The 24,588-nt window shown below is 65.2% G+C and carries 20 protein-coding genes and 2 pseudogenes; 11 read left to right on the top strand and 11 right to left on the bottom strand.

Features of this window, described 5'->3' with window-relative positions:
- Positions 1-13: 13 nt before the first annotated feature.
- The 5 genes from serB to pgi all read right to left on the bottom strand — a co-directional run bounded on the left by serB (position 14) and on the right by pgi (position 8,006).
- Entirely contained in the window at positions 14-1,231 is a 1,218-nt protein-coding gene (gene serB / locus IE093_RS11610) for a phosphoserine phosphatase SerB (RefSeq protein WP_189469345.1), read from the bottom strand.
- Between the two features lie 113 nt (positions 1,232-1,344).
- Entirely contained in the window at positions 1,345-3,597 is a 2,253-nt protein-coding gene (parC, locus tag IE093_RS11605) for a DNA topoisomerase IV subunit A (protein ID WP_189469343.1), read from the bottom strand.
- A gap of 149 nt (positions 3,598-3,746) precedes the next feature.
- Positions 3,747-5,627 (bottom strand): DNA topoisomerase IV subunit B, encoded by a 1,881-nt coding sequence (gene parE, locus IE093_RS11600; RefSeq protein WP_189469341.1) that lies wholly within the window; start codon positions 5,625-5,627, stop codon positions 3,747-3,749.
- Entirely contained in the window at positions 5,624-6,277 is a 654-nt protein-coding gene (locus IE093_RS11595) for a YqiA/YcfP family alpha/beta fold hydrolase (RefSeq protein WP_189469338.1), read from the bottom strand. Before IE093_RS11595 ends, parE begins: the two co-directional genes overlap by 4 nt.
- Positions 6,278-6,305: 28 nt before the next feature.
- On the bottom strand, positions 6,306-8,006 hold the full coding sequence (pgi, locus tag IE093_RS11590) for a glucose-6-phosphate isomerase (protein WP_189469336.1): 1,701 nt from the start codon (positions 8,004-8,006) through the stop codon (positions 6,306-6,308).
- A gap of 90 nt (positions 8,007-8,096) precedes the next feature.
- Between pgi and cmoA the strand changes: the two genes are divergently transcribed.
- From cmoA to cmoB, 3 genes are read left to right on the top strand one after another with little or no spacing between them, the layout of a single operon-like run.
- Positions 8,097-8,837, top strand: a complete 741-nt coding sequence (gene cmoA, locus IE093_RS11585) for a carboxy-S-adenosyl-L-methionine synthase CmoA (protein WP_189469334.1) — start codon at positions 8,097-8,099, stop codon at positions 8,835-8,837.
- Between the two features lie 37 nt (positions 8,838-8,874).
- Complete coding sequence (locus IE093_RS11580) at positions 8,875-10,305, top strand: phospholipase D-like domain-containing protein (protein WP_189469332.1); 1,431 nt, start codon at positions 8,875-8,877, stop codon at positions 10,303-10,305.
- A 9-nt stretch (positions 10,306-10,314) separates the two neighbouring features.
- Entirely contained in the window at positions 10,315-11,298 is a 984-nt protein-coding gene (gene cmoB, locus IE093_RS11575) for a tRNA 5-methoxyuridine(34)/uridine 5-oxyacetic acid(34) synthase CmoB (RefSeq protein ID WP_189469329.1), read from the top strand.
- Positions 11,299-11,412: 114 nt separating this feature from the next.
- On the opposite strand, the gene IE093_RS11570 is transcribed toward cmoB, so the two are convergent.
- The 3 genes from IE093_RS11570 to IE093_RS11560 form a co-directional block, all read right to left on the bottom strand.
- The gene (locus IE093_RS11570; RefSeq protein WP_189469328.1) at positions 11,413-11,820 is read right to left on the bottom strand and encodes a PaaI family thioesterase; all 408 of its coding nucleotides are present in this window, start codon (positions 11,818-11,820) and stop codon (positions 11,413-11,415) included.
- Positions 11,804-13,846 (bottom strand): TRAP transporter permease, encoded by a 2,043-nt coding sequence (locus tag IE093_RS11565; RefSeq protein WP_189469326.1) that lies wholly within the window; start codon positions 13,844-13,846, stop codon positions 11,804-11,806. Before IE093_RS11565 ends, IE093_RS11570 begins: the two co-directional genes overlap by 17 nt.
- A gap of 118 nt (positions 13,847-13,964) precedes the next feature.
- Entirely contained in the window at positions 13,965-14,984 is a 1,020-nt protein-coding gene (locus IE093_RS11560) for a TAXI family TRAP transporter solute-binding subunit (protein WP_189469324.1), read from the bottom strand.
- Positions 14,985-15,302: 318 nt separating this feature from the next.
- Between IE093_RS11560 and IE093_RS11555 the strand changes: the two genes are divergently transcribed.
- The 8 genes from IE093_RS11555 (at position 15,303) to IE093_RS11520 (ending at position 22,017) form a co-directional block, all read left to right on the top strand.
- Positions 15,303-16,085: an IclR family transcriptional regulator gene (locus IE093_RS11555; protein ID WP_189469322.1), complete on the top strand. Its 783-nt coding sequence runs from the start codon at positions 15,303-15,305 to the stop codon at positions 16,083-16,085.
- Between the two features lie 217 nt (positions 16,086-16,302).
- Positions 16,303-17,079: an enoyl-CoA hydratase/isomerase family protein gene (locus tag IE093_RS11550; protein ID WP_189469320.1), complete on the top strand. Its 777-nt coding sequence runs from the start codon at positions 16,303-16,305 to the stop codon at positions 17,077-17,079.
- Positions 17,076-18,692 carry an acyl-CoA mutase large subunit family protein gene (locus tag IE093_RS11545; protein WP_189469318.1) on the top strand — a complete coding sequence of 539 codons (1,617 nt, stop codon included), beginning with the start codon at positions 17,076-17,078 and terminating at the stop codon, positions 18,690-18,692. The genes IE093_RS11550 and IE093_RS11545 overlap by 4 nt, the downstream gene beginning before the upstream one ends.
- A 52-nt stretch (positions 18,693-18,744) precedes the next feature.
- Positions 18,745-19,140, top strand: coding sequence for a cobalamin-dependent protein (locus tag IE093_RS11540; RefSeq protein ID WP_189469316.1), 396 nt, complete (start codon positions 18,745-18,747; stop codon positions 19,138-19,140).
- Positions 19,137-20,315, top strand: a complete 1,179-nt coding sequence (locus tag IE093_RS11535; protein ID WP_189469314.1) for a CaiB/BaiF CoA transferase family protein — start codon at positions 19,137-19,139, stop codon at positions 20,313-20,315. The genes IE093_RS11540 and IE093_RS11535 overlap by 4 nt, the downstream gene beginning before the upstream one ends.
- Before the next feature lie 3 nt (positions 20,316-20,318).
- Positions 20,319-21,266 (top strand): ArgK/MeaB family GTPase, encoded by a 948-nt coding sequence (locus IE093_RS11530; protein WP_189469312.1) that lies wholly within the window; start codon positions 20,319-20,321, stop codon positions 21,264-21,266.
- A complete protein-coding gene (locus IE093_RS11525) occupies positions 21,260-21,823 on the top strand; it encodes a cob(I)yrinic acid a,c-diamide adenosyltransferase (RefSeq protein ID WP_189469310.1) in 564 nt (187 codons plus the stop codon). Before IE093_RS11530 ends, IE093_RS11525 begins: the two co-directional genes overlap by 7 nt.
- Complete coding sequence (locus IE093_RS11520; protein WP_189469309.1) at positions 21,820-22,017, top strand: DUF1289 domain-containing protein; 198 nt, start codon at positions 21,820-21,822, stop codon at positions 22,015-22,017. Before IE093_RS11525 ends, IE093_RS11520 begins: the two co-directional genes overlap by 4 nt.
- A gap of 191 nt (positions 22,018-22,208) precedes the next feature.
- On the opposite strand, the gene IE093_RS11515 is transcribed toward IE093_RS11520, so the two are convergent.
- The 3 genes and pseudogenes from IE093_RS11515 to IE093_RS11505 form a co-directional block, all read right to left on the bottom strand.
- Complete coding sequence (locus tag IE093_RS11515) at positions 22,209-22,883, bottom strand: zinc metallopeptidase (protein ID WP_189469307.1); 675 nt, start codon at positions 22,881-22,883, stop codon at positions 22,209-22,211.
- A gap of 112 nt (positions 22,884-22,995) precedes the next feature.
- A pseudogene (locus IE093_RS11510) lies at positions 22,996-24,365 on the bottom strand (GTP-binding protein).
- Between the two features lie 122 nt (positions 24,366-24,487).
- A pseudogene (locus IE093_RS11505) lies at positions 24,488-24,588 on the bottom strand (sulfate adenylyltransferase subunit CysD); the annotation flags it as partial.

The following is a 24,588-nucleotide window of genomic DNA, read 5'->3' as shown; positions in this document are numbered from 1 at the left end:
TCGTTGACCTCAATCACGGTGTCGTCACGTCATCGAGATCCGATTGGCGATAACCGATCAAGTACAGCACCGCATCCAACCCCAGGGTGGAAATCGAGTGTTGTGCCTGCTGCCTGACCAGCGGCTTGGCACGGAAGGCAATACCCAACCCGGCACTGGCCAGCATCTTCAGGTCGTTGGCACCATCACCCACGGCGATCGTCTGTTCCGGCCGCAACCCCTCGCGTTCGGCGATCTCGCGCAACAATGCCGCCTTGCGCTCGGCATCCACGATCGGCTCGCGTACCTCGCCGGTGACCTTGCCGTTCTCGATCACCAGTTCATTGGCATGAATCTCGTCGAATCCCAATTTCTGCTGCAGATAACGAGCGAAGTAGGTAAAACCGCCGGACAGGATGGCGGTACGATAGCCCAGGCGCTTGAGATGAGTCATCAAGCGTTCGACACCATCCATTAGCGGCAGCGACTCAGCGATTTCAGCCAACACTGCCTCGTCGAGCCCCTTGAGCTTGCCCATGCGCTCACGGAAGCTCTGTTGGAAATCCAACTCGCCACGCATGGCCCGCTCGGTAACCGCGGCGACTTCGTCATAGACCCCATGGCGACGCGCCAACTCGTCGATGACCTCGGCCTGGATCAAGGTCGAATCCATATCGAAACACACCAGGCGCCGGTGCCGCCGCCAGATCGAGTCCTCCTGGATGGCGATATCCACGCCATGCATGGCTCCCAACGCCAGAGCCTTCTCGCGAAGCGCCTCCAGATCCACTTCCTCGCCACGCAGCCAACATTCGACGCAGGCGCCGTGAGGCGGCACGCCACCATCGAGAGGCTCGCGACCGGACAGGCGGTGAATCAGCTCCACCGTCAGGCCATGCTCGGCGGTAAGCGCACCGACCTCGGCAAGGATCCCGGCCGGCAGATGCGGCGCCAACAGCGTCAGGATCAGCCGCGGCTGGCTGGCCTCGACGCTCCAGCGCTGATAGTCCTCGGCACTGACCTGGATGGCCTGCACATCGAGCCCCAAGGCGTCACCCGCCTCGCTCAATGCAGCTTCCAGGTCGACATCATGATCGAGTCCCACCAGCGCCTCCAGCGACAGGATTCCAAAGGTCACGCTCTGGTTGATGTCGAGAAGCCGCGCCCCGGTTCTGGCCAATGCTCGTCCCAAGCCAGCCAGTTGCCCGGGACGCGCGGTACCCGTGGCACGAATCAACACTCGTCTTGTCATTGCAACCTCATTTCATGAGTAGCCACGAGCGGCGGGCAACGAGCCGCGAACCGCCCGGCGAAGCCCGAAGCCCGAAGCCCGAAGCCCGAAGCCCGAAGCCCGAAGCCCGAAGCTCAAGAGTCTACCTCTAGCTTATCGACTTTCTGGAATCCACGCGGCAACTTGCTGCCGCGCCGCCCCCGCTCACCACGATAGTACTCCAGGTCGGCGAGCTTGAGGGTCAGCTTGCGCTTGCCGGCGTGCACTACCAGCGATGCCCCCTCTGGCAGGATCACCAGGTCACGCACGAACTCCTCGCGTCGTGCCGCTCGCGCCCCGGGAATATCGATCATCTTGTTGCCCTTGCCCTTGGCCATCTCCGGCAATTGTGCAAGATCGAAGACCAATAGGCGCCCCTCGTTGGAGACCGCCGCCACGCTGTTGCCTTCGCCAGAGGGGATACGCTGCGGCGGCAGCACGTTGCAGCCCTTGGGCAACGACAGTACCGACTTGCCCGACTTGTTCTTGCCGATCAGGTCGGCCAGTACCGCAACGAAGCCGTATCCGCCATCGGAAGCCAGCAGGTAACGAGTCTCGGGGGGCGCCAGCATCAGGCCCATCATGTGCATCCCGGCGGCGGTATTGACGCGCCCGGATACCGGCTCGCCCTGGCTACGGGCGCTGGGCAGGTTATGCGCGGTCAGGGTGTAGGCGCGCCCACCCTCGTCGAGCAACACCAATGGCTGGTTGGTCTTGCCTCGCGCCGCCAGGTGGAAACGATCGCCTGACTTGAAGGAGAGCCCAGCGGGATCGATCTCGTGGCCCTTGGCACTGCGAATCCAGCCTTTCTCGGAGAGCACTACGGTAATCGGATCGGCGCCCAGCAGCTCGACCTCGGAAAGCGCCCGGGCCTCCTCGCGTTCGACCAGCGGCGAACGGCGCTCGTCGCCATGTTCGCGTGCGGCCTCGCGCAACTCCTCCTCGATCAGGTCAGTCAGTGCGGCGTCATTGCCCAGCAGTTCGTTGAGGCGCTCGCGCTCGGCTTGCAAGTCATCCTGCTCGCCGCGGATCTTCATCTCCTCGAGCTTGGCCAGGTGACGCAGGCGCAGTTCGAGGATCGCCTCGGCCTGGCGGTCGCTGAGGCCGAAGGCATTCATCAACGCAGGCTTGGGTTCGTCTTCCTCGCGGATGATGCGGATCACTTCATCGATATCGAGATAGGCGATCAGCAAGCCTTCGAGGATGTGCAGGCGATCCTCGACCTTGCCCAGACGGTGCTCGAGCCGGCGACGCACCGTGGTGCGCCGAAAGCGTAGCCACTCGCCGAGCATGTCGGGCAGCGGCATTACCCGCGGTCGGCCGTCGAGACCGATGACGTTCATGTTGATGCGGATGTTCTTCTCGAGATCGGTAGTGGCGAACAGGTGCGCCATCAGCGCCTCGATATCCACCCGATTGGAGCGCGGCTCGATCACCAGTCGAGTCGGGTCCTCATGGGTCGACTCGTCTCGCAGGTCGGCGACCATCGGCAGCTTCTTGGCCTGCATCTGGGCAGCGATCTGCTCCAGCACCTTGGCCCCGCTGACCTGGTAGGGCAACGCAGTAATCACCACGTTGCTGTTCTCCTGGGTATAGCGGGCACGCAGCTTCACCGAGCCACGCCCGCTCTCGTAGACCTTGCGCAGTTCGTTGCGTGGCGTGATGATCTCAGCCGCAGTGGGGAAATCGGGTGCCGGAAGGTATTCGACCAGCTCCGCCGTGGTCGCCCCGGGGTGACGCAGCAGGTGGCAGGTGGCTGCGACCACTTCGTTGACATTGTGTGGCGGGATATCGGTGGCCATGCCCACCGCAATACCAGTGCCGCCGTTGAGCAGCACATGCGGCAACCGTGCCGGCAACACCACAGGCTCCTGCATGGTACCGTCGAAGTTGGGGGTCCAGTCGACAGTGCCCTGCCCCAGCTCGGCGAGCAGGATTTCGGAGAACTTCGACAACCGCGCCTCGGTGTAGCGCATCGCCGCAAACGACTTGGGGTCGTCGGGACTGCCCCAATTGCCCTGACCGTCGACTAGCGGATAGCGATAGCTGAACGACTGCGCCATCAACACCATGGCCTCGTAGCAAGCACTATCGCCGTGCGGATGGAACTTGCCCAGCACGTCGCCGACGGTGCGCGCCGACTTCTTGTACTTGGCGTTGGCGGTCAATGACAGCTCGCGCATGGCATAGACGATGCGTCGTTGTACCGGCTTCATGCCGTCACCGATATGCGGCAACGCCCGATCGAGAATCACGTACATCGAGTAGTCGAGGTACGCTTTTTCGGTGTATTCGCGCAGCGAGAGGCGCTCGACGTCGCCCTCCGCCACTTGGATATCCATGGTCATAACAGCAAGGCCTTAAAGGTTGCCGAGTGCACTTTGCCTTGTAGGAGCGGCCGTGGCCGCGATGACGGTATCACCCAAAGCCGGCCTGACGGCCGGATCGCGGCCACGGCCGCTCCTACATTGGCGCGGTGCCCTATTCATTCATGTCGCTAGACTTCGATATCGGCCAAATTACCGTAATCCTCCAACCAACTCTTGCGGTCGGGGGCGCGCTTCTTGGCCAGCAGCATGTCCATCATTTCGAGGGTGTCGTCGCCTTCCTCGCGGGTGAGCTGCACCAGGCGCCGGGTGTCGGAAGCCATGGTGGTCTCGCGTAGCTGCAGCGGGCTCATTTCGCCCAAACCCTTGAAACGTTGTACGTTGGGTGTGCCGCGCTTGCCCTCCAGGCGCTTGAGGATTGCGCCCTTCTCGCTCTCGTCAAGGGCGTAGAAAACCTCCTTGCCGAGGTCGATGCGGTACAGCGGCGGCATGGCGACGAATACATGGCCGGCATCAACCAGCGCCGGGAAGTGGCGCACGAACAGCGCGCACAGCAGGGTCGCGATGTGCAGGCCGTCGGAATCGGCATCGGCAAGGATACAAACCTTGTGATAGCGAAGCTTGGAGAGATCGTCGCTGCCCGGGTCGATACCGATGGCCACGGCGATGTCGTGGACCTCCTGGGAGCCGTAGATATCGTGGGAGTCAACCTCCCAGGTGTTGAGGATCTTGCCGCGCAGCGGCAGGATCGCCTGGGTCTCGCGATCGCGAGCCTGCTTGGCGCTGCCACCGGCGCTATCGCCCTCGACCAGGAACAGTTCGCTGGCCGCCGGGTCCTGGCCCGAACAGTCGGCCAGCTTGCCGGGCAGCGCCGGCCCCGAGGTGATCTTCTTGCGCGCGACCTTCTTCGAGCTCTTCTGGCGCCGTTGAGCGGCGCTGATCACCATCTCGGCAAGCGCCTCGGCCTGATCGACATGATGGTTGAGCCACAGCGAGAAGGCGTCCTTGACCACCCCGGAGACGAAACCGGCCACGGTGCGCGACGACAGCCGCTCCTTGGTCTGGCCGGCGAACTGCGGATCGAGCATCTTCACCGACAGCACGTAGGCAACCCGTTCCCAGAGATCGTCGGCGGTCAGTTTGACGCCACGTGGCAGCAGACTGCGATAGTCGCAGAATTCGCGCAGTGCCTCGAGCAGACCGGAACGCAGACCATTGACGTGGGTTCCGCCCAACGGTGTAGGAATCAGGTTGACATAACTCTCCATCAGCGGCTCGCCGCCTTCCGGCAACCACTGGATGGCCCAGTCGACACCCTGCTCTTCGTCAGCGAAATGCCCCACGAAAGGAGAAGCCGGCAGCACCTCGAAGCCATCGGTGGTCTGCGCCAGGTAATCGCGCAGGCCGTCCTCGTACTGCCATACGCTCTCGTTGCCATCGACTTCGGCCAATGTGACCTTCAACCCTGGGCATAGCACCGCCTTGGCCCGCAACAGATGCTTGAGCCGTGGCATCGACAGCCGGGGACTATCGAAATAGCTCACATCCGGCCAGAACCGGACCACCGTCCCCGTGGCACGCTTGGCGCAGGAACCGATCACCGACAGCTCGGCGACCTTGTCGCCGTTCTCGAAGGCCATGGCATAGCGATTGCCGTCGCGACACACTTCGACTTCCAGGCGCTTCGACAAGGCGTTGACCACCGACACGCCGACACCGTGCAGACCGCCCGCGAAGCGGTAGCTGGACTGCGAGAACTTACCGCCGGCATGCAGCTTGGTGAGGATCAGCTCGATACCGGTCACGCCGTGCTCGGGGTGCACGTCGATCGGCATGCCGCGACCGTCGTCGGTGATCTCGATGCCGCCATCGTCGAGCAGGCGCACGCTGATTTCGCTGGCATGCTCGGCCAACGCCTCGTCGACGCTGTTGTCTATGACCTCCTGGGCCAGGTGGTTGGGTCGGCTGGTGTCGGTATACATGCCGGGGCGCTTGCGCACCGGCTCGAGTCCGGAAAGAACCTCGATGGAACTGGCACTGTATTGCGTCATGCGTCGTCCAGATTGATAGCGGTTATTCGTCCAGGGGCCAATCGCCACCCGCCATGGGCGAGGATCGCCGGCAAGTAATCGGCCAGGGTGCTGAAGCCATGATCGCCGCCGGGGTGAAGGATGGTACGGCAGCCCCAATAGGCCTCGAAGGCATCGCGGCAGTCCAGCGTCTCGTCGCGCGTTCCCAGCAACAGCAGATAGCGTCCGGGCGTGACGCCATCGGGCGTCAGGGCGGCGAGCTCGTCGCGGTGCGCGGCCTCCACCGCGAAACGCTCCCCGGTGTATTCGTTCACGAAACGTTGACCCAGCCAGCCCTCGACCAGGCGCGCGGGACGTACCGCCGGGTTGATGAGCACTGCCTGGAGATCATGTCGCTCGGCCAGGCAGGTTGCCAGGAAACCACCCATGGAACTGCCGATGACCAGCGGCCTGGAACCCAACATCGCGAGCCGCTCTTCGGCCAGTTGGTACGCCGCCGACGGACGATGCGGCAAGTGGGGCGTCGCACAGGGCAGCGGTCCATCCTCCAGCAAATGACACGCCAGGTCCACCAGGCGGGCCTTGGGAGAGCGACTGCCGCTGTTGAAACCGTGCAGATAGAGCACGCCACTGGCCCCGGCCTGGTCGGCGGGCCGACCAGCGCTCAGCATAACGCACCCCCTGTATGAATAGCCAGCATCAGGAGTCCTTGGTGTCCTCGGCACGCCACAGCGACTCGATCAGGCCACGGCTGGAGTCGTCCATGGCATCGAGCCCCTGATGCGAGGCAAGGATGCGCTCGGTTTCCCCAGCGATCTGCTTACCCAACTCCACCCCCCATTGATCGAAGGGGTTGATATCCCAGATGGTCGCCTGGACGAACACCTTGTGCTCGTATAAGGCGATCAAAGCGCCCAATGTCCGCGGGGTCAAACGATCGAGTAGCAACGTCGTCGACGGCTGATTGCCGCGATAGCGCTTATGACTGGGGCGCTCTCCCGGCTCGTCGATGGCGTCGTCGCCCAGCATCAATACACGCGACTGGGCGAAGCAGTTGGCCAGGGTCAGGCGGTGCTGATCGATCAGATGCGCGCGGGTGGCCTCGTCGGGTATGTCATCGTAGCGCCGGAGCGGAGCGATGAAGTCGCACTCCACCGCCTGGGTTCCCTGGTGCAGCAACTGGTAGAAGGCGTGCTGGGCGTTGGGACCGAGTTGTCCCCACAGTACCGGGCAGGTGGAGTACGATGTGACCTGACCGTCATGGGTCACCGACTTGCCGTTGGATTCCATCTCGAGTTGCTCGAGATAACTGGCGAAATACTCCAATCGGCCATCGTAGGGCAGGATCGAATGGGCACGGATGTCCAGGAAGTTGACGTTCCAGATCCCGGCCAACGCCAGAAGGACCGGCAGATTATCCTCTAGCGGCGCTTCGCGGAAGTGGCGGTCCATGGCATGAGCACCGGCCAGCAACTCGCGGAAGCCCGCCATGCCGACCACCAGGGCGATGGGCAGGCCGATGGCTCCCCACAGCGAGTAGCGACCACCGACCCACTCCCAGAACTCGAGCTGATTGGCTTCCGCGATGCCCCACTCGCTCATCTTCTCGGGACTCGCGGAAACGCCGATGAAATGCTGGCGCATCACCAGATCGCGATCCACGTCGACCGCCAGCTCGCGCTCGGCATTCTCCAGCCGCGACAGCAACCAGTCGCGCGCGGTACGCGCATTGGACAGGGTATCGATGGTGGTGAAGGACTTCGACGACAGCACGAACAGCGTGGTCTCGGGATTGAGCCGCGACAGATAATCGGCAAGCTGGGAGCCGTCCATGGTCGAGGCAAAATGCACATTGATCTCGTGCACCCCAGGCGGACGGTAGTCCGCCAGGGCATGGGTGACCATCAGCGGCCCCAGGTCCGAGCCCCCGACACCGAGATTGACCACGTCGCGGATAGCATGCCCGGTGGCCCCGCGCCACTGGCCGGCGTGAAACTTCTCGACCATCGTCGCCATGCGCGAGAGTGTACGATGCACGCCCGGCACCAGATCCTCGCCCTCGACCACCAGGCTGGCATCCGCCGGCAAGCGCAGAGCGGTGTGCAAGGCCGGCCGGTCCTCGCTACGGTTGACCCGCGCCCCGGCGAGCAAGCCTTCGATGGCTCGCGGCACTTCCGCTTCCCGCGCCAGGTTCAGCAACAGGTCGAGCGTTTTCGGCCGCCAACGCTGCTTGGAAAGATCCAGCATCAGGCCAGCCGCCTGACGGCGGAAGCAAGCAAAGCGGCCGGATTGTTCGACGAACAGCTCACGCAGGTGCACATCGCGCATGTCCTCGGCATGGGACTGCAGCGCGCGCCAGGTTGGACCTTGGTCGATAGTGGCACTCTCGCTGGTGCTCATGGTCATTCCCTCCCTGAACGAGTACCCCGTGCAGTCAAACGGCACGGGGCGTAGAATGTTGCCATCTATGCCTCGAAACTTATTGAATTCATGAGTGACGCATCTTACCGCGACGCCATCTTTTCCACACCCCTGGACCGCGTAGCGAGTTTCTCCTTCGACGAGCGAGTCGTGGCCTGCTTTCCCGACATGATTCGCCGCTCGGTGCCTGGCTATGGCCAGATACTGGGCATGCTGGGCGTGATCGCCGCGCGCCACCTGCGTCACGGAGCCCATGTCTACGATCTGGGCTGTTCGCTGGGCGCGGTGGGCCTGGCCCTGGCTGGCCGCTTGCCTCCCGAGGCCTTCACCCTGACCGGTTTGGATCTGTCGCCTGCCATGGTCGAGCGCGCCCGCACCACCTTCGCCGAAGAATGCCCCGACCACGCCATCGAGGTCGTCGAGGGGGATATCCGTCATGTCGACTATCGCACGTCGGGGATGATCGTGCTCAATTTCACCTTGCAGTTCCTGCCGCCGCAAGATCGCGATGCGGTGATCGCCAAGCTCTACGAGGCGCTCGAGCCCGGCGGTGTCCTGGTGCTGTCCGAAAAAATCGTTGCCGCCGACGAAGAGGAAAATGCCTGGCTGGTGGAGCGCTACCACGATTTCAAGCGCGCCAACGGCTATAGCGAGCTGGAGATCAGTCAGAAACGCACCGCCCTGGAAAACGTGCTGATCCCCGATACGCTCGAGGCCCATCATGCGCGTCTCGCTCGCGCCGGCTTTCCGCGCAGCCATACCTGGTTCCAGTATCTGAATTTTGCCTCACTGATCGCGTTCAAAGACTGAAGGCAGGCCAAGTTTCCAGGTCATACGGAGGTTCTGAGTGGCGACGACCCTCAGCGTGGTTTCCGTGTTGCTGGCCGTGTGGCTGGCCACTGCCTGGTGGCATGCCAACAAGCCCCTGCCTCGTGGGCTGGGCATAACGGGTCCGTGGCGCGAGGTGGGCGACCTGCATTTGCTGCTCGACGAAAGCTACCGCGACTCGCAAGGCGAATGGCATTGTCGCCAGGCGATCTTCGACGAGATCTTCCGCCTGATCGGCCAGGCCCGGCGCCTGCTAGTGCTCGATATCTTCCAGTTCAATGTCCCCGGTGAGAACCGCGACTGCTATCGCCCACTGGCACAACAACTGCGCGACGCTCTGCTGCGCCGCAAGGCCGAGGTGCCCGACCTTGAGATCGTGCTGATCACCGACCCCATCAACAGCGTCTACGGTGGTCGACCAACTCCTCACTTCGATGCCCTGCGGCAAGCCGGTATCCAGGTCGTGGTCACCGACCTGGCAGCGAGCCGTGACCCCAACCCGACCTGGTCCGCGCTATGGCGGCTGGCCTTTCGCTGGCTTGGCAACACCTCCCGCGGCGGCTGGCTGCCCAACCCACTGGGGCCAGGGAAGGTAACGCTGCGTAGCTACCTGGCGACGCTCAACTTCAACGCCAATCACCGCAAGACGCTAGTGGTAGATCATGGCAACGACTGGGTGGCCCTGGTCAGTTCTTCCAACGCCGACGACGCCAGCAGCGACTACCTCGACACCGCCATACGCTTCGCCAGCCCGGCCGCCCTGGACCTGCTCGACTCGGAACTGGCCGTGGCCGAATGGTCGGGACTGCCTCCTCTCGGCCTTCATCCCGCGCCTTTACCACCCGCAGACGCTCCCCCGCACCAGACGCGCCTGCGAGTCCTTACCGAAGGTGCCATCCGCGCCGCTCTGCTGGATATCATCCGCGACACACATAGCGACGAACGACTGGATATCGCGGTGCTGTTCCTGTCCCATCGTAGCGTGATCGAGGCGCTAAAGGACGCCCATCGACGCGGCGTGGCGATCCGCCTGCTACTCGATCCCAACAAGTCGCATTTCGGCCACGCCAGCCCCGGCATCCCCAATCGTCAAGCGGCACACGAGCTGCACCGGGCAGGCATCGCCATTCGCTGGTACGATACCCGCGGCGAACAGGCACATAGCAAGGTACTGCTGAGAAGCGGCGGCACACGCCCCGCCGAGTTGCTGCTCGGATCGGCCAACTTCACCCGCCGCAGCCTCGACGACCTCAACCTGGAAGCCGATATCCAGTTCCACGCCACCAAGGATCACCCGGTCATCCGTGACGTCCAGACCGCTTTCGAGCGCCACTGGCACAACTTGGACGACGAGCGGTTCAGCCTGCCTTTCGATGCTCATTCCGACCCGTCGCGATGGCGCTACTGGAGGTATCGGTGGTTGGAGGTCACTGGCTGGTCAACATTTTAACGAGGAACCATGGACACCACCCATCGCGATCTCTACCACGCCTTCGTCGATCAGGGCCTCGATGCCTGGCTGGCGAAACTGCCCAAGCAACTGGCGCGCGGCCTCGACCGCAAGCGTTACGGCGACCTGCCGGCCTGGGAGAAGGCGGTCGCCAAGTTGCCGGTGCTACCCGCCGAGCGACAGGTGTGGCTCGACCGCGATACCGTCACGGTGGAGCTGGCCCTGAGCGATGCTCAGCGCCGCCAGAGCGAGAACCTGCTGCTCAAACTCGCACCGTGGCGTAAGGGGCCCTATTCGCTGGGAGGGATCCATATCGATACCGAGTGGCGCTCGGACTGGAAATGGCGACGGGTCGCCCCTCACCTCTCCGCACTGGCGGGTCGTCGTGTTCTCGACGTGGGTGGCGGCAGCGGCTATCACGCCTGGCGCATGGCCGGCGCCGGTGCCGCCTTCGTACTGGTCATCGACCCTTCGCCGCGCTTCTACTACCAATTCCAGGCCGTCCGTCACTTCGTCGGCGACGCCGACGGCGGGCGCACGCATTTCCTGCCGGTGGGCATCGAGGACGTACCGGCCAAGCTCGAGGCCTTCGATACAGTATTCTCGATGGGCGTGCTCTATCATCGTCCCTCGCCGCTGGAACACCTCCAGCAGCTCAAGGACGCCCTGCGTCCTGGCGGCGAACTGGTGCTGGAAACCCTGGTGGTGGAAGGCGACGAGACCACCGTGCTGCTACCCGGGGAACGCTACGCAGCCATGCCCAACGTCTATTTCCTGCCCTCTTCCGCGGCCCTCTGCCAGTGGCTCGAGCGCAGCGGCTTCGACAACGTGCGTATCGTCGACGAAGCGACCACGAGCCTGGAGGAGCAGCGCTCGACGGAATGGATGACCTTCCAGTCGCTGGCCGACTTCCTCGACCCCGAGGACCCATCGAAAACGCTAGAGGGCTATCCGGCGCCGAGCCGTGCAGTGGTGGTGGCCAACAAGCCCTGACCGCCAAGGCCCGACATATCCATCGCTCAGCGGAGCTGCGCTCCCACCACCCCAGCCAAACCACCCCCTCGTGGGAGCGCAGATCTTCTGCGCGATTCCGGCCGCCAGGCCGGCCTACAAGCCCCTTCCCTCGCGCCCCGGGTCGCTGCGACGCTTGCTGCGGAAGCTTCCCGATGCCTTGGCAATCGTGCCGCCCGCTTCGTCGAGCAGTTCCGCTTCGGCGAAGAAGATCGCCCTGCCGCCGCCGACCCGCCGGCCCCGGGCCACCACGCGCCCGCCGTCGACCCTGGCCAGGTAATGGATGGTCAGCGAGATGGTGGCGGTGCGTGCCGGGGGCTCATCGGCCGCGTGAAAGAAGACGCTATAGCCGCAGGCGACATCCAGTAGCGTGGCGATGACGCCGCCCTGCAGCGAGCCCTGCGAGTTCAGGTGGTGGGGAGGCTGCCATTCGCACTGCCCGTGGTCCCAGTGCACCAGGCGGGCACCGAGGAGTTCGAGAAACGGATTATCCGGCATGCTCATCGTGCCCTTTTCCCAGTCGCTGGAGAGATGTCACGGCGTGGAACCGGTGCAGGGCCAGCCCCGCCACGATGCACAGCGCCCCGGCCATGTCCACCCATAGGCCCGGGGTGACCATGACGATGGCGCCTCCCCCCACCAGTAGCCGGGACACGGGCCCCATGCCGCCCCACAGATGACCGATGGCCGCCACCGACAGGAAGCCGATGCCCACCAGTGCGCTCAGCACCGCGACCAGGATGGCCAGGGGATTGCCCGCCAGGGTGAGTTCCGGGTTCAGGATGAACAGGAACGGCAGGATGAACAGGCTACAGGCCAGGGTCAGCGCATAGCGGGCCGTTCCGAAGAAGGTCCCGCCGCTGATGGCGATGGCGGCAAAGATTCCCGCCGCGACCGGCGGCGTGATGGCCGACACGCTGGCGAAGAAGTACAGGAAGAGATGCGAGGGCAAGCGCTCGAACCCCAGGTTCAGCAGCGGTGGCGCCAGCACCGCGGCAGCCACGGCATAGGCCGCCGGGGTCGGCATCCCCATCCCCAGGATGATGGCCAGCGCCATGGTGAGCACCAGCGAGACGAACAGGTAATCCCCGCCGATGGACAGGATCACCTGCGACAGCGTCACGCCCAGCCCGGTCAGGTTGATGATGGAGACCATGATCTGAGCGGCGGCGATGATCATGGCGATGTACACCACGCTCACCGCGGCGGCGAACAACCCCCGATAGGTCGACCCGACCACGTCGGAGAGACGCTGGCCCGCGGTGCTGACGACTGTCCGCGGCACCCGATCCGTCTCGTCGGCCATGAGGCCCGCCACCCTGCGGGCCTGTTCGCTGGCCGCGGTCTCGGGTGGCCGGCGGCGAAACAGGGCGCCTGCGACCATCATCGCACTGATGGAGACCAGCGACCAGAACACCGCCGTCTGTATCGTGTAACGCTGGAGGATGAAGAACAGCAGGATACCGATCGGCACCAGCAGGCTGGCCATGGCCAGGGGCTCGAATGCCTCCCGCCGCGACGGGATCAGCTCCGGCGGCAATGCCTCCAGCCGATAACGCCGCGCCATCAGGTAGACGCCCAGCAACAGCGCGGTGAAGAACAACACCGAGGGCACGAACGCGGCCTTGACCACATCCAGGTAGGCAATGCCCAGCAGCTCCGCCATCAGGAAGGCGCCCGGCCCCATGATCGGCGGCATGATCTGCCCGCCCGTCGAGGCGACCGCCTCGATGGAGCCCGCCAGGTTGCGATCGAATCCCAGGCGGCGCATCAGCGGGATTGTCAACACGCCGGTGCTGGTCACATTGGCCACCGTGCTGCCGTTCACCATGCCCATGAAGGCGCTGCCGATCACGGCGACGATGCCCGCGCCACCGCGAATGCGTCCGCCGAGCCGCATGGCGATGCGGATGAAGGTATCCCCGGCACCGCTGGCATTGAGCAATGCCCCCAGGATCAGGAACAGGGTCACCACGGTCGCCGAAATGCCCATCAGCGTGCCAAGGATGCCGTTGTTGCCCATGTAGAAGACGTAGATCATCCGCTCCAGCGACAGGCCACGGTGGGCCAGCGGGCCCGGCATGTAAGGACCGAAATAGGCATAGATACAGAAGAACAGGATCAGGCCGACGAACAGCCAGCCCAGGGTGCGCCGGACGGCTTCCAGCAACAGCAGAAACAGCGCGACGCCAAACGCCTTCTCCACCGCCTCATTGACGTACCAGTTACTCATCACGATGGCGTCGTAGTTGACGAAGACATACCCCAACAGCACCAGACAGGCGAACGCGCACGGCAGGTCGACCAGCGCAAGCTGCAATCGAGGAAAGCGTGCGCGCCCCTGGTACAGGAGAAACACGAAGAACAGAGCGCCGCCCAGGTGTACGGCACGTTGCTGGTAGTTGGGTAGCGTCCCCACGCCGGCGGTGACGATATGGAAGAGGATCCACGCCAGGGCGAGGCCTCCGATCAGCCAGCCGGCAAGACCGCTGAAGCGGCGCAGATAGGTGACACGTTCATCAGAACTCATACGCTAGACCCTCAAGGTCCCCGGACCTTGGCAGCGAGCGGAGGCCATGCCGCGGCCCCGCCCACTGACGACTTGAAATGTCATGGTTGGCACGTGCTGGCGGCCCTGTCGGACGCCATCACTCGGTGTATTCCGGCGGCACCAGGCGCTGGGGAACCTCGTGTCCCTGTTCCTTCAGGTAACGCACCACCCCGGCATGCAGGGGAGCCACGCTGGCGTTGAGCGTCAGCTGCAGCGGATCGACCTGGGCGGCGGGCGCATAGCCGTCGGCCGCGGCCTGGATCCCCTCCTCGGAAAACGCGCGCGCCACGATACCGTAGGCGGCTTCCTCAGCGAGCTCGCTGGTGGTGTTGATGCCGATCCCGGTCTGGATGGTGATCAAGGGGCTTTCCTGTTCGCCATAGAAGTCAGCGGGATCGACCTCGCCGACGCTGAAGTACGGCCGGGCATCGGCCACCTGTTGCGCCTGGTCCGGGGTCATCGACAATAGCCGCACCGGCCGCGACGAATGGGCTTGCTGGATGTAGCCATCGGGATGCAGGCCGGCTTTCACGAAGGCATCGAGACGCCGGTTCTGGTAGGCATCCAGCGCGTCGCTGCCACCGGCGCGATAGTAGTTGGGCTCGATGCCGAGGATCTCCAGCGCGGTCTCCGTCTGGCCCTCCGTGGCGGTGCCGCGCCCACCGGGATTGAAATCGCGCCCGGCCAGGTCATCGAGGCCGGCGATGTCGGCATCGGCCGACACGACCCAGTTCAAGGGCAGCGGCGCGAAGAAGTACAGCGTCCGCAGGTTCTCCGCCGGCGAACCGTAGTCCCCCTCGCCCTGGACGGCTTGATGGTCGGAGGAGGTCACCGCGATCCCCATGTCCACCTCTCCGCGCAGCAAGGCCTGTGTCGAGGCGGCGGCCCCGCCCAGTTCCTGGACGCTCATCCCAACGCCTTCGACGGTGTCGTTCCAGTCGGACACCACAGCGACCTGATAGGAATAGAAGGCCGATCCGCTGTGGGTCGCGCCCATGGCGAGCCTGGCCTGGGCCTCGGCGGTGAGCGGCAACAGGCTCGCTGCGACGATCCCCGCTGCGCCCAGGGTGAACGCATTCAGATAGTGTCTGGCTGTGCCGTTGGTTGTAGCTGGCATTGTTGTTGTCCTCCTGGCATATGCGAGTCCTTACGATGGCATGCCCACCGGCGGTGGCACCTTCCCTGGGAGTCGTGGTCTCCGGATAGCGACGCGTGACGGCCGCTTCCGGACGATGTAGTTATTAATAGTCCCACGCTAGCACTTTTTCCTCCCTATGTAATGTTTTTCATAAAGCCGAAATCGCTTATACTTTAGCCGAACCGGGCGACACGGCTGCCCCCGTCCCCGCGCTTGCCCCTGACGACGGGCTGGCAATCGGCCGAGCCTCATGTAAGCTCCCGGGCCGTGTCCCGTATTGCAAAGAGAGAACAGGCGATGAAACGAAACCCCCGGTCAGCCGGAGACCCCGCGGAACGCGGCAAGCCCGAGAGCGTCAAGACGGCGGCACGCACCCTCAGCCTCTTCGAGGCCTTTGCCGACGACCAGACGCCGTTGTCGCTCAGCGACCTGGCCAAGCGCATCGACACCCCGGTCAGCAGCTGCCATGCGTTGATCAAGACCCTGCAGGCGCTGGGTTACGTTTACGTCCTCGAGCAGAAGAAGCGTGTCTATCCCACCAAGCGCCTGCTGCAGGTCGCCCAGGCCATCGCCACCCACGACCCGCTGCTGGAAAGCGTGTCCCCCATACTGCACGAACTGCGCGACGAACTCGGCGAAACGGTGATCCTCGGCAAGCGCCAGGGCGACGGCGTGGTCTACCTGGAGATCATCGAAGGCACCCACACCGTGCGTTACGCCGCACGCCCGGGCGACGCCAAGCCGCTTCACTCCAGCGCCATCGGCAAGGCCATGCTGGGGCAGGAAACCGAGCAGCGCCTGCGGGGGCTGCTCGAGCGACTGCCGCTCACCCCGGCCACGGGCCGAACGCTCACCGACCGCCATCAGCTGATGGACGACATCGTGGAGAGCCGCCGTCGCGGCTACTTCATCACGCGGGGCGAGAACGTCGATGACGTCATGGCCATCGCCATTGCCCGCCAGGTCTACGGCGAGCCCCTGGGCGTGGCGATCGCCGGCCCGATGGAGCGCATGTCACGCCAGCTCGAGCACTACCTTGACACCCTGATTCGTCACGGTGACCGCCTGACCACGCTCTAGCCTTCTCCGAAAGCTGCCTGTGCTCGCCTGTCAGGGCGGGCACCCTCATCCTCTCCTACTCCACCTCGGCTCCCGGCCGGGAGCCGAGGCCATGCGTCGCGTCAGGGCAGCGCCCCGCCCAATTGCCGACTCTCCTTTGCAGGCCGCTTGACAATATTTTTCACCTATACGTATAGTCATTCGATATGCAGAAAAAACACAAGACCGGAGAACGCCGATGGCCGATCATCTCCTCGTCGCGATGGATGGCCCCCTGCTGCGGGTGACCATCAACCGCCCGGAGAAACGCAACGCCCTGTCCCGCGAGGTGCTCGACGACATCGCCGACGTCTTCACGCAACACGCCGAGACGCCCGGGCTCAGGGCTGCGGTGCTGACCGGCGCCGGCGACAAGAGCTTTGCCGCCGGTGGCGATCTGCGCGATCTCTCGGCGGTGCGCTCCGACGCGGCCGCCGAGGCCATGAGCCGTGACGCCCGGCGTGCCCTCGATGCGATCTCGCGCTTTCCCGTTCCGGTCATCGCCGCCCTGAACGGCGACGCCCTGGGCGGCGGTGCGGAACTCGCCGTGGCCTGCGATTTCATCGTCGCCGGCCCCACCAGCCGCATCGGCTTCATCCAGGGCAAGCTCAACATCTCCACCGCCTGGGGCGGCGGCAGCCGGCTGCTGCATCGCGTGGGCGCGACCCAAGCCCTGCGCCTGCTGTCGCGGGCCGAACTGCTCACGGCCGACGACGCGCTGCGCATCGGCCTGATCGACCAGGCCACCGCGCCCGGCGAAACGCTCGACGACAGCGTGGCGGCGTTCTGCCGGCCCATCCTCGCCCAGGTCCCGCAAGTGCTCCGGGCCTTCAAGGCGCTGGCCAGCGCCCATCTCGATGGCCAGCCGCCGGCCGCGCTCGAGGCCATCGAGACCCGCCATTTCGTTGCGACCTGGACCCACGACGACCACTGGGAAGCCGCCGACAAGGTGCTGAACAGCAGGAGGACCCGATGAGCGATTCCGCCCCCCAGAACCGCACCCCCCCGATTCCCGAACCGCGCACCGCGTCCGGCATCGAGATTCCCGAACTGGTGACACCGGACATGCTGCAGCACCCCGATCCGGGCCGACCCGGCAGGCCCCCCTACACCCGGGGGATCTTTCCCAACGGCTATCGGGGGCGGCTGTGGACCTTCCGCCAGTACTCGGGATTCGGCACGGCGGAGAACACCAACGAGCGCTACCGCTTCCTGCTCGAGAGCGGCCAGACCGGCCTCTCGGTGGCCCTGGACCTGCCCACCCAGTGCGGCTACGACCCCATCGACCCCATGGCACGCTCCGAGGTCGGCAAGGTCGGCGTGTCGCTGTCCAACCTGGCGGAGGCGGAAATCCTCTTCGACGGCATCGACCTGGGCGGCATTTCCACCTCCTTCACCATCAACGGCACCGCTGCGATCATCTATGCCATGTACTGCGCGGTGGCCGACAAGCAGGGCGTGCCCCGCGAGAAACTCACCGGCACCATCCAGAACGACATCCTCAAGGAGTACGTGGCCCGCGGCACCTGGATCTTCCCGGTGCGGCCCTCGCTGCGCCTGATCTCCGACACCATCCTGTTCTCCAACCGCGAGACGCCGCGCTTCAACCCGATCAGCATCGCCGGCGCCCACGTGCGTGACGCCGGGGCCACGGCGGTCGAGGAGCTGGGCTACACCCTGGCCAACGGCCTGGCCTACGTCGAAGAGCTGATCCGTCGCGGCGGCGACGCCACTAGGTTCGCCAACCGGCTGAGCTTCTTCTTCTACGTGCACATGGACTTCTTCGAGGAGATCTGCAAGTTCCGCGCGGCACGGCGGCTGTGGGCCAGCCTGCTCGAAGAACGCTTCGATATCACCGACCCCAAGGCGCAGCGGCTGCGTTTCGGCGTGGTCTGCGGCGGCTCGTCGCTGACCGCCGCCCAGCCCTACAACAACATCGTGCGCGTAGGCCTGGAAGCCATGTCGGCGACACTGGGCGGCGCGCAATCGGTGTTCACCTGCGCCTACGACGAGGCCTTCCAGATCCCCACCGAATTCAGCGCCGAAATCGCCCTGCGCACCCAGCAGATCCTCGCCTACGAGAGCGGCATCTCGAAGACGGTCGACCCATTGGGCGGCAGCTATTACGTGGAGTGGCTGACCGATCGGATGGAGGAGGAAACGCGCCGGGTCATCGAGGAGATCGACGACTACGGCGGTGTCGTGAAGGCAATCGAGGACGGCTACCTGCAGGCGCGCATCGCCGAACGCGCCCACGAACGCAAGCAGAAGGTGGACCGGGGGGACACGGTGATCGTCGGCCAGAACTATTTCCGCCGCGACGACCAGACCGACGATTTCGGGGAAGTGTTCAAGGTCGACCCGCAGGCCTCGGAGCGCGTGCAGGAGAAGTACCAGCGCCTCCTCGCCGAGCGCGACCCGGCCCGGGTCGAGCGGACCCTGAAGGCGCTGGAAAAGGCTGCGGGCCAGGATGACGAGAACCTGCTGCCGTACCTGATCGACTGCTGCCACGCCTACGCCACCGTGGGCGAGATGGTCGCCACGCTCAAGTCACAATGGGGCGAGTTTCAGGAACCCATTCGTCTCTGAGCGGAGCCCGACAGGCCGGTCGGCCCCCGCCCATCGTCACCGGAGAAATCCCATGAGTTTGAAAGGCAAGAGAATCCTGATCGCCAAGCCCGGCCTCGACGGCCACGACGTGGGCGCCAAGGTGATCGCCCTGGCCCTGCGCGACGCAGGCGCGGAGGTGATCTACACCGGGCTGCGCAAGAGCGCCGAGTACATCGCCAAGGTCGCGGTGGACGAGGACGTGGATGTGGTGGGACTGAGCATGCTGTCGGGCAGCCACATGGAGCTGGTGAACGAGACCATGCGCTGTCTGAAGGAGTACGATGCCGGCGACATCAAGATCTTCGTGGGCGGCACCATTCCCGAGAAGGACCGCGAGGCGCTGCTGAACGCGGGGGCATGCGGGGTCTATACCTCGGAAATGCCCCTGGAAGACGTCCTCAGCGACATCGAGAGGCAACTGCAATGAACGATGCCACCCACGCCCAGGGCCCGCTCGCCGGCATTCGCATCCTCGAGGTGAGCCATATGCTGGCCGGGCCTTACTGCGGCATGCTGCTGGCCGACCTGGGGGCGGAAGTGATCAAGATCGAAGCGCCCGGACAGGGCGACATCGGGCGCCAGATCGGACCGAATTACATCGGACCCCACAACGCCTACTTCGCCAGCCTCAACCGCAACAAGCACAGCCTCTGCCTGGACCTCACCAGCGAGGCCGGGAAAGGGCGGCTCGCCGAGCTGGTCGCGTCGTCGCACGCCCTGCTCACCAACATCCGCCCTGCCGCGATCCGCAAGCTGGGCCTGACCTACGATGCCCTGCGCATACACAACGAGAAGCTCGCGTGCCTCGCCCTCACCGGCTACGGGCTGGACGGCCCTTTCGCCGACAAGCCCGCCTACGACTACGTCATCCAGGCGCTGGCGGGAGTCATGGCCATGACCGGCGACCCCGACGGCCCGCCGGTGAAAACGGGCTACTCCGTGGTCGACAACTCCGCGGGCATCATGGGCGCGCTAGGCCTGACCGCCAAGCTGGTGGAGGGCCGTGGCGGCCAGGTCGACGTGTCCCTCTACGACACCATGCTCTCGCAGTTGAACTATCTCGCCAGCGCCTATCTCAACGCCGGGCAGAAGGTCGAGCGCTATCCCGGCGGCGGCCACCCCTACATCGTCCCGGCCCAGATCTTCGGCACCCGGGACGGCCACCTGGCGCTGTTCATCACTCACGACGGCTTCTGGGCGGACTTCTGCCGCGAAGTCGGGCATCCGGAATGGATCGACGACCCCCGCCGCTCGACCATGGAGGCGCGCGCCGCGAATCGCGAGCGCGTGGTCGACGACATCCAGGCGGTGCTGTCGACCGGCACCACCGACAGCTGGGTAGATCGGCTCTCGCCCCTGGGCGTGGTGGTGGCGGGCGTGCAGAGCCTGGAGACGGCCCTCGAGTCGGCGCTGACCCAGTCGCGTCAGATGGTGGTCTCGGTGCCCACGTCCCATGGCGAGATCCGCATGGTGGGCAACCCGATCAAGCTGCCGGACCAGCCGCCGCGCTATGGCCCCCCACCGCTGCTCGGCGAAGACAGCGAACCGTTGCAGGGCCGGCGCTGGGACATCCACCAGCCGCACGACGCCGAGGGAGGCTAACGCATGACCCGGCTCGATCCCCGCTCACGCCGCGCCCTGGGTCGCACCCTCACCAAGCTCGCCTCGGCCTCCGTGGCCGAGAGTCTCGACCATGGGGCGCGCCAGCCCACCTCCGACCGCGACACCACGCGGATCGGTTTCACCGGCGCCCCCGGCGCGGGCAAAAGCACCCTGGTCAGCCGCCTCGCCAAGCGACGCCTGGCCGCCTGCCGTGACCAGGGCGGCATCGCCATCCTGGGAATCGACCCGACCAGCCCGCTCTCCGGCGGCTCGATCCTCGGCGACCGCATCCGCATGGACAACATCGTCAACGAGCCCGAGCTCTACATCCGCTCCCTCTCCAGCCGCTCCGCCAATGACGGCCTGGCCGACAACGTGGCGGACCTGCTGGACGCCCTGGACAGCCACGGCTTTTGCGAGGTGCTGCTGGAAACCGTCGGGGTCGGCCAGGCCGAGCACGCCGTGCGCCACGCAGTGGACAGCCTGGTCATGGTGCTACAGCCTAACGCCGGCGACGCCGTGCAGGCGATGAAGGCCGGGATTCTCGAACTGGCGGATATCTACGTCATCAACAAGGCCGACCTGGTCGGCGCCAGGAAGACCGCCTCGGAAGTGCGCGGCATCGTGCAACGCCACCGCGACACCCGCACCTGGCTGCCACCGGTCATCGAGGTGACGCAGGACGGCGAGGCAGGCCTGGCCGAGCTGGATGACGCCATCAGCCAGCACCTCGACTGGCTGAGCAAACGGCGCGACCCAACGGAGACACGTCGCCTGCGGCGGCGCTATCATGTCCAGTCGCTGATCGTACGCCGGGTGGCGGAGCTGCTCGGGGAACAGCCCCAGCTCCTCGACGAGCCGACCCTGCGCGACACCTACCGCAAGGCCCTCCAGACCCTGGCCGGGGACGAGGCCGCGACGGACCCGGAGGCAAGGCGAGACACATGGTGAAGCTCAACAAGATCTACACCCGCACCGGCGACAAGGGCGACACAGGGCTCGGCGACGGCAGCCGGGTGCCGAAACACGACCTGCGCGTGGAAGCCTACGGCACGGTGGACGAGACCAACGCCGCCCTCGGCCTGGCCCAGCTGCATGCCGAAGGCGAGCTGCACCAGGTGCTGGCGCGGATCCAGAACGACCTGTTCGACGTCGGCGCCGACCTCTGCACCCCGGAGCAGGACGCTTCCAAGCATCCGCCGCTTCGCGTGGCGGCCTCGCAGGTCGACTACCTGGAGGAACGCATCGATGCGCTCAACGAGCACCTCGCCAGCCTGCGCTCGTTCATTCTCCCCGGCGGCACGCCGCTGGCCGCCCACCTGCACCTGGCCCGCACCATCGCCCGGCGCGCCGAACGGCTGATCGCCCGGCTCATGGAGACCCAGCCCGTAAACCCCGAGGTCCTGCGTTACATGAACCGACTCTCGGACCTGCTGTTCGTCGCGGCCCGCACGGCCAACGCCAACGGCGCGGACGACGTGCTCTGGGTGCCCGGCGCCAACCGATGAGCGATGCCACCCCGCCCCAGCGGATCGCCTCGCCCTGCACGGGCGTCTGCCGCCTGCCCACGGGCGGCCACTACTGCCTCGGCTGCCACCGCACGCTGGACGAAATCGCCGCCTGGTCGTCGCTCAGCGATGCCGAACGCCACGCCATCATGAACGAACTGCCACAGCGCAAGGGCAGCAACCACAGCGAATGACGCCCGCCATCGCCAGGAGATGCAGCACGGCACCGGTAGGAACGCTCGCGAGCGCGATCCGGCCGCCAGGCCGGCATTCTCGGGGCGGTGCCACACCCATCGCGCAATAAATTGCGCCACCACCCCCGCATGGCCACCCACCCCGTGGGAGCGCAGATCTTCTGCGCGATTGGCGCCGCAGGCGCCCCATGTCAGCGGCGCAGAATCACCAGCCACCTGCCCAGGTTGAGGATGCTGGCCAGCGAGGCGGCCACGTAGGTGAAGGCGCAGGCGGTAAGCAGATGGCGGGCCGCCGGCATGTCATAGGGCGGGAGGTACTGCTTGAGCAGCGGCAGAGCACGCTGGAAGCTGGCATCGAACTCCACCGGCAGGGTGATCAGGTGCACCATCGCCGCGGTACCGAAGCTGAGGATGGCGGCGATGACCACGAGGGCGGTGCCACCGGGCGTGCGCGTCAGCACGAACAACAATGGCGCAGCCATCATCAGGCCGGCCCCCAGCTTCTCCGCGCTCTGGGCAACCCCCACCAGGCGCGTGCGCATCAACAGTGGCTGGTAACCGTGATGATGCTGGATTGCGTGGCCCACCTCATGGGCCGCCACGGTCACAGCGGTCAGCGAACGCCCCTCGAAATGCTCCGCGGAGAGACGCACCCTACGCGAAGTCGGATCGTAGTGATCGCCATACTCGGTGACCTCCACCGTCACCCCTTCCAAGCCCAAGCGCTCGATCAGGTGTCGAGCCAGCTCCCCTCCGGTTCCTGGATAGTCGGCGCGTGGGCGCGAATACCGTTGCAGCACCCACTTGGCCCAGACATTCGGCAGGATGAACAGCAACAGCAGCAGAATGACGGCAATCACGATCATGGCGGCGGGTCCCCTGACAGTTCCGACCCAGGGTAACCTGTGGGGTTCAACACGGCAGCCCCGGAATCATGCGATCCCGGGGCGTCGTCGGTCATGATACGGCTCGTGCCGGTCAGCGCTTCAGCAACTCGCGCACATCCTTGGCCTCCCAATGCGGGAAGTGCTTGCGGATCAAGGCGTTCAGCTCGATCTCGAAGGCTTCCCAGTCCACCTGCGTGGTCGACCTGGCCTGAGCTTCGGCGATGCCACGGATCATCCCCGCCCCCACCGTGACGTTGGTCAGACGGTCGATGACGATGAAGCTGCCGGTGCCAGGGCTCTGGCGGTAGTCGTCCACTGGCACCGCGCTGGTCAGTTCCACCCGGCAGTGGCCGATGGCGTTGAGCTCGAGTCGCTCGGCCGGATGATGCTCGAGGGTGTTGACGTCGATCTGATGCTCGATGGTGCGGATCTCGCCGGACAGGTCGCGCGTCGCCAGCTTGAAATCGTAGAGCTTGCCGGCTTCCATCGGCGTGTCGTGCATCCACACGATGTCGGCCGTGAAGGCGTTCGACAGCGGCACCTCGGCCTCGGCCTCGACCAGCCAGTCACCACGCGAGATATCGAGCTCGTCTTCCAGCGTCACGGTGATCGCCTGGCCCGGATAGGCGACCTCGAGGTCGCCGTCGAAGGTGACGAGGCGCTCGACCGTCGAGGTCTTACCCGACGGCAGCGCCTTGACCTTTTGGCCCGGGCGCAGGATGCCGGCGGCCAGAGTGCCGCAGTAGCCGCGGAAGTCGAGGTTCGGTCGGTTGACGTACTGCACCGGCAGGCGCAGGTCGCTGAGGTTCTGATCGTGGACTATCTCCACCGTCTCCAGCAGCTCGAGCAGCGGTTCGCCCTGGTACCACGGCGTGCGCTCGCTGGCGTTGACCACGTTGTCGCCCTCCAGCGCCGACATCGGCACGAAGCGAATGTCGCGGGCACCGAGCTTCTCGGCAAAGGCCCGGTAATCGGCGACGATCTCCNCTGGATGCCCAGCAGGTCGGCGATGAAGCTGTGCCGCCGGGTCTGGGTCTGCACCCCGTAGCGCGCGTCGATCAGGATGATCGCCAGGCTCGCCGTCGAGGCGCCGGTGGCCATGTTGCGGGTGTACTGCTCGTGCCCCGGGGTGTCGGCGATGATGAACTTGCGCTTGTCGGTGGAGAAGAAGCGGTAGGCGACGTCGATGGTGATGCCCTGCTCGCGCTCGGACTGCAGGCCGTCGACCAACAGCGCCAGGTCCACGGCGTCGCCGGTGGTGCCACTGGTCTTCGACGCCTGGGTGATCGCGGCGAGCTGGTCCTCGTAGATCATCTTGGAGTCGTGCAGCAGCCGCCCGATCAGCGTCGACTTGCCGTCGTCGACGCTGCCGCAGGTGATGAAGCGCAGCAGGTCCTTGTTCTCGTGCTCGTGCAGGTACTGCTCGATGTTGTCGGCGATCAGTGCGGATTGATGTGACATGGGCAAACCTTAAGATAAAAGGAGGAAGATGGAAGAACGGTACTTCGCACCTGGAAGAAGAAAGAAAACCTTGGATACCACGCCCCTTCCTCCTTCCTTCTCGGGTCTTCTGAGCCTTCGGCTCAGAAGTACCCCTCGCGCTTCTTCTTCTCCATCGATCCCGCCTGATCGTGGTCGATGGCCCGCCCCGAGCGCTCGCTGGTGCGCGTCAGCAGCATCTCCT

Origin of the sequence: Litchfieldella qijiaojingensis (assembly GCF_014651875.1) — a bacterium.
Classification (GTDB): Bacteria; Pseudomonadota; Gammaproteobacteria; order Pseudomonadales; family Halomonadaceae; genus Litchfieldella; species Litchfieldella qijiaojingensis.
The sequence above is the reverse complement of the archived record's forward strand: the minus strand, read 5'-3'. Positions and strand labels throughout refer to the sequence as shown.